General features: G+C 59.3%; 15 protein-coding genes. 6 read left to right on the top strand and 9 right to left on the bottom strand.

All coding sequences use genetic code 11. The features are described from left to right. Positions 1–15 precede the first annotated feature (15 nt). Positions 16–4794: an NAD-glutamate dehydrogenase gene (locus FHT82_RS20760; protein ID WP_183734564.1), complete on the bottom strand. Its 4779-nt coding sequence runs from the start codon at positions 4792–4794 to the stop codon at positions 16–18. A gap of 275 nt (positions 4795–5069) precedes the next feature. Between FHT82_RS20760 and pdxY the strand changes: the two genes are divergently transcribed. Beyond that, positions 5070–5945 carry a pyridoxal kinase PdxY gene (gene pdxY, locus FHT82_RS20755; RefSeq protein ID WP_183734563.1) on the top strand — a complete coding sequence of 292 codons (876 nt, stop codon included), beginning with the start codon at positions 5070–5072 and terminating at the stop codon, positions 5943–5945. Between the two features lie 58 nt (positions 5946–6003). Further along, positions 6004–6651: a carbonic anhydrase gene (locus tag FHT82_RS20750; protein WP_183734562.1), complete on the top strand. Its 648-nt coding sequence runs from the start codon at positions 6004–6006 to the stop codon at positions 6649–6651. A gap of 275 nt (positions 6652–6926) precedes the next feature. On the opposite strand, the gene FHT82_RS20745 is transcribed toward FHT82_RS20750, so the two are convergent. The 3 genes from FHT82_RS20745 to FHT82_RS20735 all read right to left on the bottom strand — a co-directional run bounded on the left by FHT82_RS20745 (position 6927) and on the right by FHT82_RS20735 (position 9272). Beyond that, positions 6927–7748 (bottom strand): lytic transglycosylase domain-containing protein, encoded by an 822-nt coding sequence (locus tag FHT82_RS20745; protein ID WP_183734561.1) that lies wholly within the window; start codon positions 7746–7748, stop codon positions 6927–6929. Between the two features lie 169 nt (positions 7749–7917). Beyond that, on the bottom strand, positions 7918–8952 hold the full coding sequence (locus FHT82_RS20740) for an aspartate-semialdehyde dehydrogenase (RefSeq protein ID WP_183734560.1): 1035 nt from the start codon (positions 8950–8952) through the stop codon (positions 7918–7920). Positions 8953–9062: 110 nt separating this feature from the next. After that, entirely contained in the window at positions 9063–9272 is a 210-nt protein-coding gene (locus FHT82_RS20735; protein WP_183734657.1) for a hypothetical protein, read from the bottom strand. A gap of 261 nt (positions 9273–9533) precedes the next feature. Here FHT82_RS20735 and FHT82_RS20730 point away from each other — a divergent pair, with 261 nt between their 5' ends. Beyond that, positions 9534–11420 (top strand): MFS transporter, encoded by a 1887-nt coding sequence (locus tag FHT82_RS20730; protein WP_183734559.1) that lies wholly within the window; start codon positions 9534–9536, stop codon positions 11418–11420. An 86-nt stretch (positions 11421–11506) separates the two neighbouring features. On the opposite strand, the gene lpxE is transcribed toward FHT82_RS20730, so the two are convergent. Both lpxE and leuB read right to left on the bottom strand, forming a co-directional pair. Then, positions 11507–12241, bottom strand: coding sequence for a lipid A 1-phosphatase LpxE (lpxE, locus tag FHT82_RS20725; RefSeq protein WP_183734558.1), 735 nt, complete (start codon positions 12239–12241; stop codon positions 11507–11509). Positions 12242–12433: 192 nt separating this feature from the next. After that, positions 12434–13546 (bottom strand): 3-isopropylmalate dehydrogenase, encoded by a 1113-nt coding sequence (leuB, locus tag FHT82_RS20720; RefSeq protein ID WP_183734557.1) that lies wholly within the window; start codon positions 13544–13546, stop codon positions 12434–12436. Between the two features lie 181 nt (positions 13547–13727). Here leuB and FHT82_RS20715 point away from each other — a divergent pair, with 181 nt between their 5' ends. Next, complete coding sequence (locus FHT82_RS20715; protein ID WP_183734556.1) at positions 13728–14660, top strand: pyridoxal-phosphate dependent enzyme; 933 nt, start codon at positions 13728–13730, stop codon at positions 14658–14660. A gap of 68 nt (positions 14661–14728) precedes the next feature. Here FHT82_RS20715 and leuD read toward each other — a convergent pair whose 3' ends face one another. From leuD to FHT82_RS20700, 3 genes are all read right to left on the bottom strand, one after another. Continuing rightward, positions 14729–15337, bottom strand: coding sequence for a 3-isopropylmalate dehydratase small subunit (leuD, locus tag FHT82_RS20710; RefSeq protein ID WP_183734555.1), 609 nt, complete (start codon positions 15335–15337; stop codon positions 14729–14731). Positions 15338–15470: 133 nt separating this feature from the next. Beyond that, positions 15471–15890, bottom strand: a complete 420-nt coding sequence (locus FHT82_RS20705; RefSeq protein WP_183734554.1) for a glyoxalase/bleomycin resistance/extradiol dioxygenase family protein — start codon at positions 15888–15890, stop codon at positions 15471–15473. A 110-nt stretch (positions 15891–16000) separates the two neighbouring features. After that, positions 16001–16231 (bottom strand): hypothetical protein, encoded by a 231-nt coding sequence (locus tag FHT82_RS20700; RefSeq protein ID WP_007824784.1) that lies wholly within the window; start codon positions 16229–16231, stop codon positions 16001–16003. 113 nt (positions 16232–16344) lie between these two features. Between FHT82_RS20700 and FHT82_RS20695 the strand changes: the two genes are divergently transcribed. Together FHT82_RS20695 and FHT82_RS20690 are read left to right on the top strand one after the other, a co-directional pair. Next, entirely contained in the window at positions 16345–17250 is a 906-nt protein-coding gene (locus FHT82_RS20695) for a CoA ester lyase (protein WP_183734553.1), read from the top strand. Further along, complete coding sequence (locus tag FHT82_RS20690; protein ID WP_183734552.1) at positions 17250–17456, top strand: DUF1737 domain-containing protein; 207 nt, start codon at positions 17250–17252, stop codon at positions 17454–17456. The genes FHT82_RS20695 and FHT82_RS20690 overlap by 1 nt, the downstream gene beginning before the upstream one ends.

Here is a 17456-nt window from a genome sequence, read left to right as displayed (position 1 = left end):
TTGGGGCGGACTGTCTCATCTCGCCCGGTCGCGCGCAAGGTCGGTCAGGATGCCCGCGGCAACAGTGATGCGGGCGAGGTTCGGGTCTGCGCCATCACTGAGGCTCGCAAGTTCCTCGACGATACGGTTGATGCGGATCCTGTCCTGCGCATGCCAGGCCTGGACCGGCTGCTTTTCCTTGCCGTGATCGGAAAGTGCGGAGATCACGATATCGCGACGGGCGCTGGCGATCTGGTCGATGCTGCGGGCAAGGGCGAGGTTTTCGTAATGGTCGGAGGTGATGATGCGGTTACCCGCGGCAAGCAGCCGGCCGACGCGGAAGGTCCGGGTGACGGCAAAGTAGTTTTCGGCTGCACGCGGCAGCGCCTCGTCGGTCCGTTCAGCGATCTGCATAATTTCCGGCACGAGGGCGAGGGTCGGCAGGGCTGCAATTTCGGCGGCCAGTTTTTCCGGCAGGCCGGACTGCTGGAACTCCTGCTGGCGCGCTGAGACTTCGGTTGCCGCCTGCTCGGCAAAGGCTGGTTTGAGTTTTTTCAGGGCAGCCTGCAGCCGGCTAATGATTTCAGCCATGCCGCCTCGAGTCATGCCGGTCTTCAGCAGTAGACGTGTCAGCACGATGAAGCTATTGGTGATTTCCTCGTAAATCCGGTTCTGGACCTCGCCGGAAACCTTGTTGTCCAGGGCATCTGTTTCGGCCCATAGCCGGTTGAGATCAAAGCCGTCACGGGCGACGATCGCAGCGCGCACGACCTCAGAGGCAGAGGCCGCTGTGGCATCCATCATGCTCACGGCAAAGCTCGGCCCGCCGCGGTTGATCGCCTCATTTGCGAGGACAGTCGCGACGATTTCCCGCTTCAGCCGGTGAGTGTCGATGTCGAATGCGTTCGACTTCTGCATCTTGGCCGGGAAGTAGTTGAAGAGCGTGCTGACGAAATAAGGGTCATCAGGTAATTCACTGGCGATCAGCGCATCGAAGAGCACGATCTTGGCATAGGAGAGCAGCACGCCGATCTCGGGGCGCGTCAGCGGCCGTCCGGCCGTGTAGCGTTCGGACAGCGAGGCGTCGTCGGGAAGCGTCTCGACCTTGCGGTTCAGCTGGCCGGCTGCTTCCAGCACGCTCATGAAACGGCCGAGTTCCAGGCCGTTTGCCGTTCCCTTGCGAGATGTCAGCGAGATCGCGAGGGACTGCAGGTAGTTGTTGCGCAGCACGAGGCCGGCCACTTCGTCGGTCATACTGCCGAGAAGCTGGTCGCGTTTCGCCCGGCTGAGGCGCTGTTCATGCATGGCGTTTGCCAGCGCGATCTTGATATTGACCTCGACGTCCGACGTGTTGACGCCTGCAGAGTTGTCGATAGCATCCGAATTGCTGCGTCCGCCCTTCAGGCCATAGGCAATGCGGCCCTTCTGCGTAACGCCAAGATTGGCGCCCTCGCCGATTACCTTGGCGCGTACCTCGTCGGCCGTAATGCGGATCGGATCGTTGGCGCGATCGCCCACTTCCGCATCAGTTTCCGACGCTGCCTTCACGTAAGTGCCGATGCCGCCAAACCAGAGCAGGTCGACCGGGCTCTTCAGGATCGCCGTCATGATCTCGAAGGGCGTGGCGACCGCCTTGTCGATGCCGATTGCTGCCACAGCCTCCGGCGTCAGCGTAACCGATTTTGCCGAGCGCGAGATGATCATGGCGCCTTTCGAGAGCACGGACTTGTCGAAGTCCTGCCAGCTCGAGCGCGGAAGATTGAAGAGGCGCTGGCGCTCACGAAGCGTCTTTTCCATATCGGGATCGGGGTCGATGACGATATCGCGGTGATCGAAAGCGGCGACCAGCCGGATCTTCGGCGAAAGCAGCATGCCGTTGCCGAAAACGTCACCCGACATGTCGCCGACGCCGGCAACCGTAAAGGGTGTCGTCTGGATATCGATGTCCATTTCGCGGAAGTGGCGTTTCACTGTTTCCCAGGCGCCGCGGGCGGTGATGCCCATCTTCTTGTGGTCGTAACCGGCCGAGCCGCCTGACGCAAAGGCGTCGTCCAGCCAGAAACCGGCCTCCTGGGCGAGCGCGTTGGCGGTGTCGGAGAAGGTTGCCGTGCCCTTGTCGGCCGCGACGACGAAATAGGGGTCGTCGCCGTCGAGACGCACCGTATTGTCAGGCGGGAGGATATAGGCGCCGGAGATGTTGTCGGTGATGGAAAGCAGTGTACGGATATAGGTCTTGTAGGCTTCACGACCTGCGTTGAAGATCTCTTCGCGGCTGCCACCGACCGGCAGTTTCTTGGGATAGAAACCACCTTTTGCGCCGACGGGGACGATCACGGCGTTCTTGACTTGCTGCGCCTTCACGAGACCCAGAACTTCGGTGCGGTAGTCCTCGGCGCGGTCCGACCAGCGCAGGCCGCCGCGGGCAACGCGGCCAAAGCGCAGATGCACCCCTTCTACTTCCACACCGTAGACGAAGATTTCGCGGAAGGGCTTCGGTTCCGGCAGGCCATCGACCAGGTGCGGGTCAAGCTTGAAGGCAAGCATCGCCTTCGGTGTCCCATCGGCATTGCGTTGGAAATAATTGGTGCGCAGCGTTGCATCGACGATATTGACATAGCGGCGCAGGATACGGTCGTCATCCAGGCTCGGCACGTCGGCAAGCTCGGCTTCGATTGCCTGATGCAGTTCGGCGAGTTTCTTGATACGCGCCTTTTCCGACAGCTTCGGATCGAGCGTGTCGCGGAACAGGCGGAAGATCGAAGCGGCGATAACAGGATATTTGTCGAGGGTGGTTGCGATATAATCCTGCGAATAGGCGATGCCGGCCTGGCGCAGATAGCGCGCATAGGCGCGCAGCACACTAACCTCGCGGGCCGAGAGACCGGCCGACAGAATCAGCCGGTTAAAGCTGTCATTGTCGATCGTGTCGCTGAAGGCTGCGACGAAGGCTTCTTCGAGCGGTGCGCCAAAACGTGCGAGGTCAATGTCCGCACCGCTGCGAGCCTCGAGTTCCATGTCGTGCAGCACGACGATGTTGATGGCGCCGTCGGCGGCCGGAACTTCGATATCGAAGGTCCGTTCACTCAGGACGTTGAAGCCCAGGTTTTCGAGGAGAGGCACGCGGCGTGACAGCGGCAGTTGTTCGCCGCAATGGAAGATCTTCAGCGACAGGATGCGGCCGCGTTCATCGTCGTGGCGATAGTAGAATTCGATGCGGATCGGCTCGCCGGCGGCGCATGCGGCTATGTCGGGCAGATCGCCAACCGCTTCATCCGGCGTGAAGGCTTCCTGGAAGGCGTTGCTGACGCCGAGCTTCGGCGCCTTGGGGCCAGCGAGCATCTCGAAGCGGCTGTCCCAGCGCGCGGTGATCTGGCGGATCGTCTCCTCGAGCTTGGCCTGAGGGATGCGTGGCGTCTTACCGCCGGAGCGACCGATGATGAAGTGCACACGCGCGACGCCACCTTCCGGGAAGGCCGGGTAATAAGCGGAAACGCGGCCGTCATAGACGGTCTTCAGGTAGGCACCGATGCGTTCGCGTACGATCGAGTCATATTCTTCGCGCGGCACGAAGACGATGACGGAAACGAAACGGTCGAAATGATCAATGCGCGGTAGGACACGCACGCGAGGGCGGTCGACCAGATCGTTGATCTGCTCGGCGAAGCGTGCAAGCAGCGTGGTATCTATCTGGAAAAGATCGTCACGTGGATAGGATTCAAGCGTGTTGTCGAGCATGCGGCCCGAGTGGCTCATCGGGTCGAAGCCGAAATGCTCCTTCACCTTTTCAATCTTGGAGCGCAACAGCGGGATTTCCGTGGCCGACGAGGTATAGGCGGTCGAGGTGAAGAGGCCGACGATGCGCAGCTCCCCTGTCACGTTGCCCTGTGCGTCGAAACGTTTGACGCCGACATAGTCCATGTAGGCGCGGCGATGGACCGTGGACTTCACATTGGCTTTGGTGACGATCAGGAAGTCCGGACCATCGAGGAAGGCGAGAATCTCCGGCGTCGTCGTCACGGCGTCCTTGCCGGTGCGCAGAACCAGCACATCGGGGTTGGAGAGAATGCCAAGACCCGTTCCCTTGTCACGTTCGACCTTCGCATCCGGTCCCTTTCCGGAATAGACGTAATCGCGCATGCCGAGGAAAGTGAAATTCTCGTCGCGCAGCCAGGTCAGAAAGGCGACCGCCTCATCACGGTCGGCCTTTTTGCGGCTGGCATTGTAGTTCGAAAGCTCTGTAATCACCTCGTCGACGCGCGACAGCATCGGCTTCCAGTCGGAAACGGCAAGCTCCACCTGCTCGAGCACTGCCTTGATGCGCTTGATGAGATCGGCGGCCTGAGAGGCGGCGAGCGGCGAGACATGAAGCTGGATATGGCTGACCCGTTTTGCCGGATCGCTCGGCACATCAGCGGAGTAAAGTTCCGGAGCCTTGCCGTCTTCCATGATCAGGATCGGGTGAACCGCCATGTAGATGTCGCGATGGGTGCTGGTCACCTCGCCCATCACGGATTCATAGAGGAAAGGCTTGTTGTGATCGGTCACCGAGAGAATGGAGACTGCGATGCCATCGGGGTTGACGTCGGCGATCGTATCGATGCTGACGCGCGCCGTCTTGCCGTTCCAGGCGGCGAGTTCGGCTGCCGAATGCACGGCGGAAAGCGCCAGCATTTCCGGTGTGTAGAGTTCGAGGTCGTCGCTACTGGCCCGGCCGAAGAGGATTTCGGGGTCGAGATGGGGTTCGCCGGTCGCAGCCGCGATCTTGCGCGCGCTTTCGATCTGCTTTTCCCGTTTCGGATTGTTTCTGGCAGCCATGGATCACCCCCCGATTTGTTCTGATATGGGCAAGTTAGCAGAAGGCTCTTCGAAAGAATCTTTAAAAAAGGGCTTCGAAAAGTAGTTTTCGTGCTTTTTTGACTATGCTGGCGAGAGATTTCGAAAGTTTTTGGGTCGTTTTGTGTCGGTGGACGGCAAAGCGTCCTTATCCGGCTTTCCGCCCCGCCGCACATTTCCACGCTCGCGTGAAGAATGGTTGACAGCGCCTCGTCAAAAAGATCATCAACGGCGGTCAAAATTCGGATTCGGATACTATGTCGGAAAACGCAGCAGGCGCAGTTATCGTCATTTCCAGCCATGTCGTGCGCGGATCGGTCGGAAACCGTGCTGCGGTCTTCGCGCTGGAAACGCTCGGCCATCAGGTCTGGGCGCTGCCGACGATCGTGCTGCCCTGGCATCCCGGTCATGGCCGTTCGACACGGCTTACCTTCGCCGAGGCCGATTTCGAGGCGGCGATCGACGATCTCATCCGCGCACCGTGGATCGGCGAGGTCAAGGCCGTCCTGTCGGGCTATTTCGGCAATGCGGCCCAGGCTCGCTCTGTTGCGAAACTCGTTGCGTCCTTGCGTGAGAAGGACCCAGAACTGCTCTATGTCTGCGACCCAGTCATGGGCGATCTTGGTGGCCTCTACGTGCCGGAGGTAACGGCCGAGGCGATCCGTGACCACTTGATACCGCTTGCCTCGCTCGCAACGCCGAACCGCTACGAGCTTGCCTGGCTTTCGGGCGCTGCGCTTGATGATAACAGTGCGGTCATGGAAGCTGCACTCGCGCTCGGCCCTTCGCGCATGCTGGTCACGTCGGCAGTGCCGATGATGACGGGCAGCACCGGTAACCTCTATCTCTCCGGGAAACATGCCCTGCTTGCCGAACATCGTGTCGTCGAGAACCCACCGAATGGCCTCGGGGATTTGCTCGCGGCTCTCTTCCTGTCCCGCCTGCTTTCGGGAATGGAGGACGAAAAGGCGCTGCAGTTGGCGACCGCAAGCGTGTTCGAAGTGCTGGCGCGCGCCGTCAAGCGCGGCAGTAGCGAACTGATGCTGGCAAGCGATGCTTCGAGTCTTTCGACGCCCATGGCAATGGTGCAGATGCGTCACCTCCTCCATCCTGCCCAACGGCGGAAAAAATAGGCCCCACGCTTTGCAGCGCAGCATTGATCTTGGCTCACGCGCGCGTTAATCCAGGGGCATGATGAGCTTTCCCAACTCCCTTCTGGCTGGTTATCGCAACTTCATGAGCGGGCGCTATGCCGATGCCCGCGATCGGTATCGGCAGCTTGCGGAAAACGGGCAAAACCCGACAACGCTCGTCATTGCCTGTAGCGACTCGCGCGCGGCCCCCGAACTGATCTTCGATGCAGGGCCTGGTGAACTCTTCGTTATCCGCAACGTTGCCAACATGGTTCCGCCTTTTGAACCGGACGGCCATTTCCATTCCACGTCGGCAGCACTCGAATTCGCTGTGCAGGCCCTGAAGGTCAAGAATATCGTCGTCATGGGTCATGGCCGCTGCGGCGGCATTCGCGCAGCACTCGATCCCGATGCCGAGCCTTTGTCGCCGGGCGATTTCATCGGTCGCTGGATGTCGCTCGTCCGCCCGGCCGCCGAACAGATCGGCAGCAACGACGTCATGACGCAGGCCGAGCGGCAGACCGCGCTGGAGCGGGTCTCCATCCGCAACTCGATCAGTAATCTCAGGACTTTTCCTGATATCAAGGCGCTCGAGGAAGAAGGTAAGCTGGAGCTTCATGGCGCCTGGTTCGATATTTCGACCGGCGAGCTCTGGGTGATGGATTCTGAGACACTCGACTTCATCCGTCCCGAAATCTGGGGATAGACCGCTTTATCGGTCTTTTAAGATATTCCAATAAGCTCGCTTGTGGAGTGCTACGCGCGCGGATTGGTCATGAATTTCGAAGTGGTGAAATTCAAGAATACAAGTAGGGCAGTGCCGGTCGCTATCCTGCTGCCGTTCGTCTTGAAGGAGTGGTGTTGATCCGCTCCTCACTCATGCAGTAGGCACGCGCTCGAAAATAACCATCTCTTTGCCGATGTTCTTGCCCGTGCCGCATTCGCATGCGGCGCCGTATCTTTTTCCTACTGGACGTCTCTTCAATTGCCGTCGATCTGCTGGCCGATATAGGCGATTGCCTGCTGATAGACCGTTGCGGCGTTCCAGCCCTGGATGGCTACGAAGTTCGGTTCGCCCGGCTGGTAGCCGGCGCCGGCACGCCAGCCATGGCCCTTGAGAAAATTGGCGGTCGAGGCCAGCGCGTCGGCTCGGGAACCGACCATGTCGACGCGGCCGTCACCGTCACCGTCAGCGCCGTAACGCACCACGTTGCGTGGCAGGAATTGCGTCTGGCCGATTTCGCCATGGGCAGCACCTCGGGCTTGCGGGCTGAGATAGCCTTCCGAAACGAGCTGCAAGGCTGCATAAAGCTGGTCTGTGAAATATTCCGAGCGGCGGCAATCATAGGCGAGGGTAGAGACTGCGGACATCGTATGCTGGTTGCCCATATAGCTGCCGAAGCCGGTTTCCATGCCCCAGATGGCGATCAGCGGACCGGCCGGAACGCCGAAGCGGCGCTCGATCGAGGCGAAAAGAGCCTGGTTGGCGGCTTTCATCGACCGTCCGCGAGAGATGATGGCGGCACCGCCGCGCTTCTTCATGAAAGCATCGAAGGATAGTTTGAAGCTCTTCTGGCCGCGGTCGGCCGAAATCGTCGGCTTGTTGTAGCTGACATTGGCGAAGGCGCGGCTGAGGACGGACTGGCTCACACCATTGGCTGCCGCCGTCTGTTTGAAATCGGCAACCCAGGCCTCGAAACCGGCACTGGTGTTACCGCACTGGGCACCTTGCGCGAACGCCGGTACCGCATGGAGGACGCCCATTGCCGCGGCGGCCGCCAGAATCAATTTTGTCATGCGCATTGAGAAACCCCGCTCTCGATCTGCATAGCTTTCGGGCCGGGCAAGAGAATGCCAGTCACCGGCGATTTTGTCACGGTCGCCTTTTAGCGAACGCTTATACGGCGGTATTTGCCCGAAAAAGCCCCACTCGTCGAGCAGGGCTTTAGCATATTATGGTTTACAAATGGTATCAGGCTGCTTGCTTGCGCGGCTTGACGAGACCCCGATTGACGAGCAGTTCGGCGATCTGGATGGCGTTGAGAGCTGCACCCTTGCGCAGGTTGTCGGAGACCACCCAGATGTTGAGGCCGTTCTCGACGGTTGCGTCCTCGCGGATGCGCGAGATGTAGGTCGCGTCCTCACCGGCAGATTCGTAAGGCGTGATGTAACCGCCGTCCTCGCGCTTGTCGATGACGAGGCAGCCCGGTGCCTCGCGCAGGATATCGCGGGCCTGGTCGGCGGTGATTTCGTTTTCGAATTCAATGTTGACCGATTCCGAATGGCCGATGAAGACGGGAACGCGAACCGCGGTGCAGGTCACCTTGATCTTCGGGTCCAGCATCTTCTTCGTTTCAGCCAGAACCTTCCATTCTTCCTTCGTATAGCCGTCTTCCATGAAGGTATCGATATGCGGGATGACGTTGAAGGCGATGCGCTTGGTGAACTTCTTGTTCTCGATCGGATCGGCAACGAAGACGGCACGCGTCTGGTTGAAGAGCTCGTCCATGCCATCCTTACCGGCACCGGAGACCGACTGATAGGTGGAGATGACGACACGCTTGATCTTGGCGAAGTCGTGCAAGGGCTTCAGCGCAACGACGAGCTGGGCGGTCGAGCAATTCGGGTTGGCGATGATGTTGCGCTTGGTAAAAAGCGAGATCGCGTCCGGATTTACTTCCGGAACGATCAGTGGCACCTCGGCGTCATAGCGCCAGGCCGAGGAATTGTCGATGACGACGCAGCCCTGTTGGCCGATCTTCGGGGAGACGCGCTTGGAAACTTCGCCACCGGCCGACATCAGGCAGATATCGGTGTCGGAGAAATCGTAGTTCTCCAGGTTGGAGACTTTCAGCGTCCGGTCGCCGTAGGAAACCTCCGTACCCTGGGAGCGGGCCGAGGCAAGTGCTACGACTTCATCGGCCGGGAAACCGCGCTCGGAGAGAATGTTGAGCATTTCCCGCCCGACATTTCCGGTCGCTCCCGCAACTGCAACTTTGAAACCCATTTCTCAAGCTCTCTTTCTCTTCTCTCCTCTTGTCCGTGAGGGGGAAGCGCGAAATTATCGCGGCTTCCTGTCCCCAGCCGGGCCGGGGAGAGAGCGGCAGGCCAGAGACGTCAGACGGTTTTCGTCGTCGTTTTGGCCTTGGTTTTGGAAGAAACCGGAACGGCAAAATCCAGCCCGGCATCTTCTGCCGGGTGATTGTGCTCAGCGATGGCGTGCTCGTAGCGAACCATGGATATTCCTTTTCCACCGTTGCTCATAAAAGGTTTTCCACAGGAGTCAAGGTTTTTGCGCATGCAGTTGGAGCAGGCAGAGGGCACCATTGCCGGGCGGCATCGACCCCGTTGTAATGACTGCAACGAAAAACAGAGGGGGTCCATGCGTATGCTTCTCGCGGTTTTCGCGGGGCGTGCCGTACCTGCGGTGATCCACGCACAAAAATTAGACTAAAGTCATAATCCCAAAGCATCCCTCTTTCTGACTCGTCTTTTCTGTCAAACTTCCGTCAGGCGTGTCGTGGCCAGAAGTATGCTGTGAGGAGAGTAGGCCGCGATCGTTGCTCATCACTCTGTGGAGGACAGACAATGGCAGATGTCGCAAGCGTCGACGGTGTGAAAGCCGGTCCGATGACGGGCGAGGAGAAGAAGGTCATCTTCGCCTCGTCGCTCGGCACGGTTTTCGAATGGTATGATTTCTATCTTTACGGTTCGCTCGCCACCTATATCGGCGCGACCTATTTCACCCAGTATCCGGAAGCGACGCGTAACATCTTCACGCTGCTCGCCTTCGCTGCGGGCTTCCTCGTGCGTCCGTTCGGCGCATTGGTCTTCGGCCGCCTCGGCGATCTCGTCGGCCGTAAATACACCTTCCTGGTGACGATTCTCATCATGGGTATGTCGACCTTCCTGGTCGGCATCTTGCCGGGGGCTGCCTCAATCGGCATCGCAGCTCCGATCATCCTGATCGGCCTGCGCCTGCTGCAGGGCTTGGCTCTCGGTGGCGAATATGGCGGTGCGGCGACTTATGTTGCCGAACACGCGCCGAACGGCCGCCGCGGCTACTTTACGTCCTGGATCCAGACGACGGCAACGCTTGGCCTTTTCCTGTCGCTGATCGTCATCGTCACGGTCCAGTCGATCATGGGCTCGACCGCCTTCGCCGCCTGGGGCTGGCGTATTCCGTTCCTCGTTTCGGTCGTCCTGCTCGGTATTTCCGTCTGGATCCGGTTGAAGATGAACGAGTCACCCGCCTTCCAGCGCATGAAGGCGGAAGGCAAGGGATCGAAGGCACCGCTGACGGAAGCATTCGGCCAGTGGAAGAATGCCAAGATCGCGCTGATCGCGCTTCTCGGCGCTACCATGGGCCAGGCGGTCATCTGGTACGGCGGTCAGTTCTATGCCCTGTTCTTCCTGCAGAACGTGCTGAAGGTCGATTTGCAGTCGGCCAACATCATGGTGGCGATCGCCCTGTTCCTCGCCACGCCATTCTTCGTCATCTTCGGCGGACTGTCGGACAGGATCGGCCGCAAGCCGATTATCATGGCGGGCCTGCTGATTGCGGCGGTCACCTACTTCCCGCTGTTCAAGGCGATGACTTACACGGCAAATCCAGCTCTCTTTGAGGCACAGGCGACGATCCGGGCAACGGTAACGGCCGATCCGGCGGATTGCAGATTCCAGTTCAATCCGACGGGCACCTCCAAGTTCACCAGTTCTTGCGATATCGCAACAGCGTTTCTGACCAAAAACTCGGTGCCTTATGATGTGGTGTCAGGTCCGGCCGGCCAGCCAGCAATCGTGAAGATCGGTGATCGTACGATCACCAGTTTCGATGCCGTCGCAGCCGGTGCCGATGCGGCCAAGACCAATGCGGCCTTCGAAAAGAACGTCAATCTTGCTCTTCATGATGCTGGCTACCCGCTGAAGCGCGGTGCGGCTAGGGTTGCGGATGCCAAGCTCGATGCCTTCATTGCCGCCAATCCGGAACTCGCTCTCAACGCCGATGCGATACGCGCCGGTCAGAAGGAAACACTGCCAGCCGACAAACTCGTTGCCGGCAAGTTGCTGACGGCGGATGAGGCGAAAGGCATCACAGACATGGCCGTGTTCACGATCCCTGGCGGTGGTTCGTTCGCGATGGTGGCCGATCCTGCTCGCGTCAACTGGGTTGGTACGACCGCCATCCTGTTCGTGCTCGTGCTCTACGTGACGATGGTCTACGGCCCGATCGCGGCCCTGCTGGTCGAGCTCTTTCCGACCCGCATTCGCTATACCGGCATGTCGCTGCCTTATCATATCGGCAACGGCTGGTTCGGCGGCCTGCTGCCTGCTACGGCCTTCGCGATGAGTGCGGCCGCCGGCAACATTTATTATGGCCTCTGGTATCCAATCGTCTTCGCGGCGATCACGCTGGTCATCGGCGTGCTGTTCCTGCCGGAAACCAAGAACCGGGATATTCATGCGCTGGATTAAGGCGTGGCGAACATATTGAAATCAAAGACCCCGGCGCTCGAAAGGCGCCGGGTTTTTCATGTGCCAATTTTCTCAGGCGCCATTTCTTATGCGTCTGGGAAGTATCGCTTGGACATCGGCCAGCCATCCGGCGCAAGTTTGAAAAGCAGGCCGTAACGGGCATAGACGATTGCCGTCAGCAGCGAGAACCAGGCGCCGAAGGCGAGGCCGGCAATGACATCGCTCGGATAGTGCGCGCCGACCATGACACGCGTCATGCCGAACCAGATGGCGCAAGCGATAAAGGGAACCCGGTAGCGCGGGAAGAGCAGGGCAAGGGCGGCAAAGAAAGCGCCCACCGTGGTCGAATGACCTGACGGGAAGCTCTCCAGTGCTGCATGGCCGGAGAAGGGCGTGAAGGAAAGCACGCCGAGATCCTGGAAATGTTCGGGGCGCGCGCGACCGATCGTGCGTTTCAGAAGGTTTGCGAGCAGGCCGGAAAAGACGACGGTCGTGAACAGATAGGCGCCGATCCAGCTTACATAGAGCGCCTGGGCCTTGGCCCTTGCGCTTTTCAAGAGCTTGTAGCCAGCTCTGCCGTGGAAGAAGAGCAGGACGCTGGTGAGGATCAGCCAGGCGGAATCGCCGAAATCGGTCAACATCTCCCCGAAGCGTTGAATGGGTTCCGGCAGGTGGCCGGCACCAATCGGTGCATCGAAGATCAGCATGGAAAGGGTGACGGCGTTCAGCGTAATGAAAAGACATGCGCGCCACCGCAATGGTGGCATGACGCATCCATTTCTGCGCCAGCGCCTGTCCAAGGAGACTAAAAGTTCCCGCATTCCTACTATCCGTATAACCCCTGGGTATGAGATAGGCGGTAAAAATGCACAGGATTACGACAGAGAACGGCTTCCTCAGATAATTCTTTTTAATCTTGGTAACGACCGCTCTGGACGCCGATGGATAAGACCGTGCCAACTAAAAAGCCCTCCGCACGGGTGCGAAGGGCCGAAAGCGTTTCACGTGAAATATCAGGCAGAAAGTGCCTTGAACTCGTTGAGGATGGCGTCACCCATCTCGACGGTGCCGACCTGGCGGCTGCCTGGTGCCATGATGTCGCCAGTGCGGATACCCTTGTCGAGCACGTTGGCTATCGCCTTTTCAAGGTTATCTGCTTCCTTGACCAGGTTGAAGGAATAGCGAAGGCACATGGCGAAGGAGGCAATCATGGCAATCGGATTGGCGATACCCTTGCCGGCAATGTCAGGTGCCGAGCCGTGAACCGGCTCATAAAGCGCCTTGCGCTTGCCCGTCTTTCCGTCAGGTGCTCCGAGCGAGGCCGACGGCAGCATCCCGAGCGAGCCGGTCAGCATGGCGGCAACGTCTGACAGCATGTCGCCGAAGAGGTTATCGGTGACGATGACGTCGAACTGCTTCGGCTGGCGCACGAGCTGCATGCCGCCGGCATCGGCCAGCATATGCTCCAACTGCACGTCGGAATATTTCGCCTTATGCGTTTCGGTCACGACCTGGTTCCAGAGCACGCCTGATTTCATGACGTTGCGCTTTTCCATCGAGCAGACGCGGTTGTTGCGGGTGCGGGCCATTTCAAAGGCGACACCGGCGATACGCTCGATCTCGTAAGTGTCGTAAACCTGGGTATCGATGCCGCGCTTCTGGCCATTGCCGAGATCGATGATTTCCTTCGGCTCGCCGAAGTAAACACCGCCCGTCAGCTCGCGGATGATGAGGATGTCGAGACCCTCGACCAGTTCCGGCTTCAGTGAGGAAGCGGAAGCAAGTGCGGGATAGCAGATCGCCGGACGCAGATTGGCGAAGAGTTCCAGATCCTTGCGCAGGCGCAGCAGGCCAGCTTCCGGGCGCACTTCGTAGGGAACACTATCCCATTTCGGGCCGCCGACGGCGCCGAAGAGCACGGCATCGGCGGCAAGCGCCTTCTTCATGTCGTCTTCGGAGATTGCCGCACCATGTGCATCATAGGCGCAGCCGCCAACGAGGCCTTCGTCGGTGACGAAGCCGGCATTCATTGCCTCGTTCATATAGGCGATGATCTTGCGGACCTCGCCCATGGCTTCGGGGCCGATGCCGTCGCCCGGCAGCAGGAAAAGATTGCGCACTGTCATGAAAGCCTCCGCGGAAAAACAGGTTGCGGTTTCTTAGACCCCGGAAATGGGCATTTCAAGCGAGAGAAAGGGTGAATCGGTACGCTTGCCTCCGCGTCATGTGATGTCCGGCAAGGTTGCTCCCGTGGCCGTAAACGGGCTAGAACGACAGCCCTGCCTGTTCTTTTCCGGATATTCTCCCATGTCTTTCGCGCCTCTCCATCTTGATACGCCCCTCGTCCAAACCGCGGCTGATTACAGCCTCAGCGGCAAGCCGCTCTGGCTGAAGCTCGATGCGCTGCAGCCCTCCGGCAGCTTCAAGCTGCGGGGGGTCGGCCGGCTTTGCCAGCACGAGGTTGAAAACGGTGCGCGCGAGATCTTTTGCGCCTCCGGCGGCAATGCCGGCATTGCGGCAGCCTATGCCGGGCGGGCGCTCGGCGTGCCGGTCACCATCGTGGTGCCAGAGACGACGGCGCCGGACGTGCGCCGGACGATTGCCGCAACGGGCGCCAATGTGCTGGTCCATGGATCTGTCTTTGATGAGGCCAATGCGCATGCGATCGAACTTGCTGGGAACCGCAAGGCGACTTATGTGCATCCTTTCGACCATCCGCTCCTGTGGGATGGCCATGCCACGCTGATCGACGAAGTCGTCGCGAAGGGTGCCAAGTTCGATTGCGTCGTTACCAGTGTCGGCGGTGGCGGGCTGCTTGCCGGCATTGTCGAAGGGTTGAAGCGGAACGGGCTTTCCGACGTGCCTGTTATTGCCGTCGAGACAGAAGGGGCGGCCTCCTTCAATGCCAGCCTCAAGGCCAATGAGCGTGTTTCGCTTCCGGCCATCACCTCGATTGCCACGTCGCTTGGCGCGCGGCAGGTGGCGCGATATGTTTTCGACCTGCCGAAACATCATCCGATCGAAAGCGTTCTCGTCAGCGATGCCGATGCCGTGGCCGCCTGCCTGAAATTTGCCGACGCGCAGCGCATTCTGGTGGAGCCGGCCTGCGGTGCGGCGCTTGCCGTTGCGGACGTGCATGCCGGTCTGCTCTCCCGCTTCGACAATCCGCTGATCGAAGTTTGCGGCGGCATCGGCGTGTCGCTCGAAAAGCTTGATGCCTGGAAAGAGAAGTTTCTCTGAGCTGCGACCAAAGAAAAGAAAAAGCCGGGCGAGAAGCCCGGCTTGATTGATAGGCAATTCGTCGGGGCTCAGGCGGCCCAGGGATGCGAGGCGACGTTCTTCTTTTCGAAGTCGTCGATCGCCTTGCCCTTTTCCATCGTCAGGCCGATATCGTCGAGACCGTTCAGCAGGCAGTGACGCTTGAATTCATCGAGGGCGAACTTGATCGAGCCGCCGTCCGGACCGGTGATTTCGAGGTTTTCAAGGTCGACGGTCAGAACAGCGTTGGAGCCGCGCTCGGCATCGTCCATCAGCTTGTCGAGGTCTTCCTGGCTGACCTTGATCGGCAGGATGCCGTTCTTGAAGCAGTTGTTGTAGAAAATGTCGGCGAAGCTGGTGGAGATCACGCAGCGGATGCCGAAATCGAGCAGTGCCCACGGAGCATGCTCACGCGAGGAGCCGCAGCCGAAGTTATCACCTGCGACGAGGATCTTGGCATCGCGGTAGGCCGGCTTGTTCAGCACGAAATCAGGGTTTTCGGAGCCGTCTTCATTGTAACGGGCTTCGGCGAAAAGGCCTTTGCCAAGGCCGGTGCGCTTGATGGTCTTCAGATAGTCCTTCGGAATGATCATGTCGGTGTCGATATTGACGACCGGCAGGGGCGCTGCAACGCCCGTGAGCTTCACGAATTTATCCATGACCCATGCTCCATTTCAGCAAAACGTACTTTCTGATTTTGCATCTATTCCAGTTTTCCGCCGAAATGAAGAAGAATCTTTCGCTGACGGAGGCCACGCGACGTTTCGCGCAGCCGGCCAATTGTGTGTCTTCTTACTTCGATGGTGCATTCAGGCCCCAGAGGACGCCAAACGGATCGCGAAGCTGGCCGTAGCGATCGCCCCAGAACATCAGTTCGACCGGCATGACGACTTCGGCGCCGGCAGCGACTGCGCGGTCCCACCAGAAATCGATATCGTCGATCACCAATTGTATGGCGAAGCCCTCGTGGCCTTTGAAGGGGTGGCCATATTCCGGATAGGCATCCGACAGCATCAGCGAGCTGCCGTTGATATAGAGATGCACATGCATCGTCCGGCCGCTTTCATCTGATGGTACGAGATAGGCTTCTTCGGCGCCGAAAGCCTTCTTGTAGAATTCCGCAGCCTTTACTGCGCCGTCGACCGTCAGATAGGGAAGCAGCCCATTCTTGACCGGCGGCATCTTGGTCTGGTTGCTCTCCGTCGCATCCATGCTCGTCCTCCATTCGTTTTTAAAGTGCCGGCCGAATGCCTGGCTGCTTCAAGGACGTAGTATGGGAACGTGAGCCGACAATGTCGGTCAGAATTTTCAGCGAAAAGCGATCAGAGATCGATGATCGTGCCGCGGCCGTCGTTCCAGATGCGCATCTCGCGCTTGCCATCGGCGCGGGCACGGACGGGAGCGGGCTTCATCTTCATCGAAAGGGCGCGGCCGACCATGAGCACGGTCAGGATGCCGCCGACGGCGAGTGTGACCGAGAAGGTAAGAAGCAGCATGGCCACGAAAACGGTGGCGCCGGCAAGCATGAAGAAGATGGAGCGAATGTTCTGCATTGGTTAGAGACCTTTCTACGGAAAGGAATGTGGTCCTTCTTTTTCCTCTCTGCAAGGTAAGCATGGCTTTTTGTTGTCTTGCAGGGCTTTGCGAAGCTTGGCACTAATTGTTCATGAGCCGAACACCACCTCTTCGTTCCCAGCGTCTGCGCCGCTCGGTGCTGAGCGTGCCCGCCATCAATGCGCGGGCGCTTGAAAAGACCCATTCCCTTGATTGCGATGCGGTTATTTTCGATCTGGAGGATTCCGTCGCGCCCGAGAAGAAGGCAGAAGCGCGAGACAATCTGAAGGCCTTTTTTGCCGGGCCTCCGCTCGAGAGCAAGGAAAGGATCATCCGTATCAATTCTTTGTCATCCGGATTCGGGCTGGCGGATCTGGAACTCGTCAAGGCGCTTTCGCCCGATGCCGTTCTGCTTCCAAAGGTGGATGAGCCACAGGATGTGACTGATATCAGCGACTTGCTTGCCGAGGCTTATGCGCCGGAGGAATTGCGCATCTGGGCGATGATCGAGACGCCGCGCGGCGTGCTGAATGCCGCAGCGATTGCCGAATCCGGTCGCACGCCGGGATCGCGGGTCGATTGTCTGGTCGTCGGGCTCAATGATCTGCGCAAGGAAACGGGCGTTTTGCCGCAGTCGGGGCGGACCTATCTCGTGCCCTGGCTGATGCAGGTCGTTCTGGCGGTAAAGGCCTATGGTCTCGATGCGCTCGACAGCGTGTTCAACGATTTCCGGGATAGCGATGGCTTCGATGCCGAATGCGGGCAGGGCCGCGCCATGGGCTTTGCCGGCAAGATGCTGATCCATCCGGCGCAGATTGCAGCCGCCAACCGGCATTTCGGGCCGAGCGCGGAAGAGATTGCGGAGGCGGAGGCCATCATTGCCGCCTTCGCCGATCCGGTCACCAAGGAACTCAATGTCATCAATGCGAACGGACGGATGATCGAGCGGCTGCATCTTGTCCAGGCGGAAGCTCTAGTCCATAAAGCTCGCCTGATTTCTGCAAGAAAGCCCGCCTGATGAAACTCTATCGCTTCCTGACCGGTCCCGACGACGCTTCCTTCTGCCACAAGGTGACGGCGGTGCTGAACAAGGGCTGGTCGCTGTCCGGTTCGCCCACCTATGCCTTCAATGCTGCGACTGGCCAGATGCAGTGCGGCCAGTCGGTCGTCAAGGAGGTCGAGGGCAAGGATTATCATCCGGACATGAAGCTGTCCGAGCAATAA

This window comes from Rhizobium sp. BK275 (assembly GCF_014193555.1).
In the GTDB taxonomy this organism is placed as follows: domain Bacteria; phylum Pseudomonadota; class Alphaproteobacteria; order Rhizobiales; family Rhizobiaceae; genus Rhizobium.
Note: the sequence above shows the minus strand (reverse complement) of the source record. Positions and strands in the feature narration are given on the sequence as shown.

What these genes read in the sequence shown, in the direction of transcription:
- FHT82_RS20690 (WP_183734552.1), top strand. Translation starts at nt 17,250, where the DNA reads ATGAAACTCTATCGCTTCCTGACCGGTCCCGACGACGCTTCCTTCTGC.
- leuD (WP_183734555.1), bottom strand. Translation starts at nt 15,337, where the DNA reads ATGGATAAATTCGTGAAGCTCACGGGCGTTGCAGCGCCCCTGCCGGTC.
- FHT82_RS20705 (WP_183734554.1), bottom strand. Translation starts at nt 15,890, where the DNA reads ATGGATGCGACGGAGAGCAACCAGACCAAGATGCCGCCGGTCAAGAAT.
- FHT82_RS20735 (WP_183734657.1), bottom strand. Translation starts at nt 9,272, where the DNA reads ATGGTGCCCTCTGCCTGCTCCAACTGCATGCGCAAAAACCTTGACTCC.
- pdxY (WP_183734563.1), top strand. Translation starts at nt 5,070, where the DNA reads ATGTCGGAAAACGCAGCAGGCGCAGTTATCGTCATTTCCAGCCATGTC.
- FHT82_RS20700 (WP_007824784.1), bottom strand. Translation starts at nt 16,231, where the DNA reads ATGCAGAACATTCGCTCCATCTTCTTCATGCTTGCCGGCGCCACCGTT.
- FHT82_RS20760 (WP_183734564.1), bottom strand. Translation starts at nt 4,794, where the DNA reads ATGGCTGCCAGAAACAATCCGAAACGGGAAAAGCAGATCGAAAGCGCG.
- FHT82_RS20695 (WP_183734553.1), top strand. Translation starts at nt 16,345, where the DNA reads ATGAGCCGAACACCACCTCTTCGTTCCCAGCGTCTGCGCCGCTCGGTG.
- FHT82_RS20715 (WP_183734556.1), top strand. Translation starts at nt 13,728, where the DNA reads ATGTCTTTCGCGCCTCTCCATCTTGATACGCCCCTCGTCCAAACCGCG.
- FHT82_RS20750 (WP_183734562.1), top strand. Translation starts at nt 6,004, where the DNA reads ATGATGAGCTTTCCCAACTCCCTTCTGGCTGGTTATCGCAACTTCATG.
- leuB (WP_183734557.1), bottom strand. Translation starts at nt 13,546, where the DNA reads ATGACAGTGCGCAATCTTTTCCTGCTGCCGGGCGACGGCATCGGCCCC.
- lpxE (WP_183734558.1), bottom strand. Translation starts at nt 12,241, where the DNA reads ATGCGGGAACTTTTAGTCTCCTTGGACAGGCGCTGGCGCAGAAATGGA.
- FHT82_RS20730 (WP_183734559.1), top strand. Translation starts at nt 9,534, where the DNA reads ATGGCAGATGTCGCAAGCGTCGACGGTGTGAAAGCCGGTCCGATGACG.
- FHT82_RS20745 (WP_183734561.1), bottom strand. Translation starts at nt 7,748, where the DNA reads ATGCGCATGACAAAATTGATTCTGGCGGCCGCCGCGGCAATGGGCGTC.
- FHT82_RS20740 (WP_183734560.1), bottom strand. Translation starts at nt 8,952, where the DNA reads ATGGGTTTCAAAGTTGCAGTTGCGGGAGCGACCGGAAATGTCGGGCGG.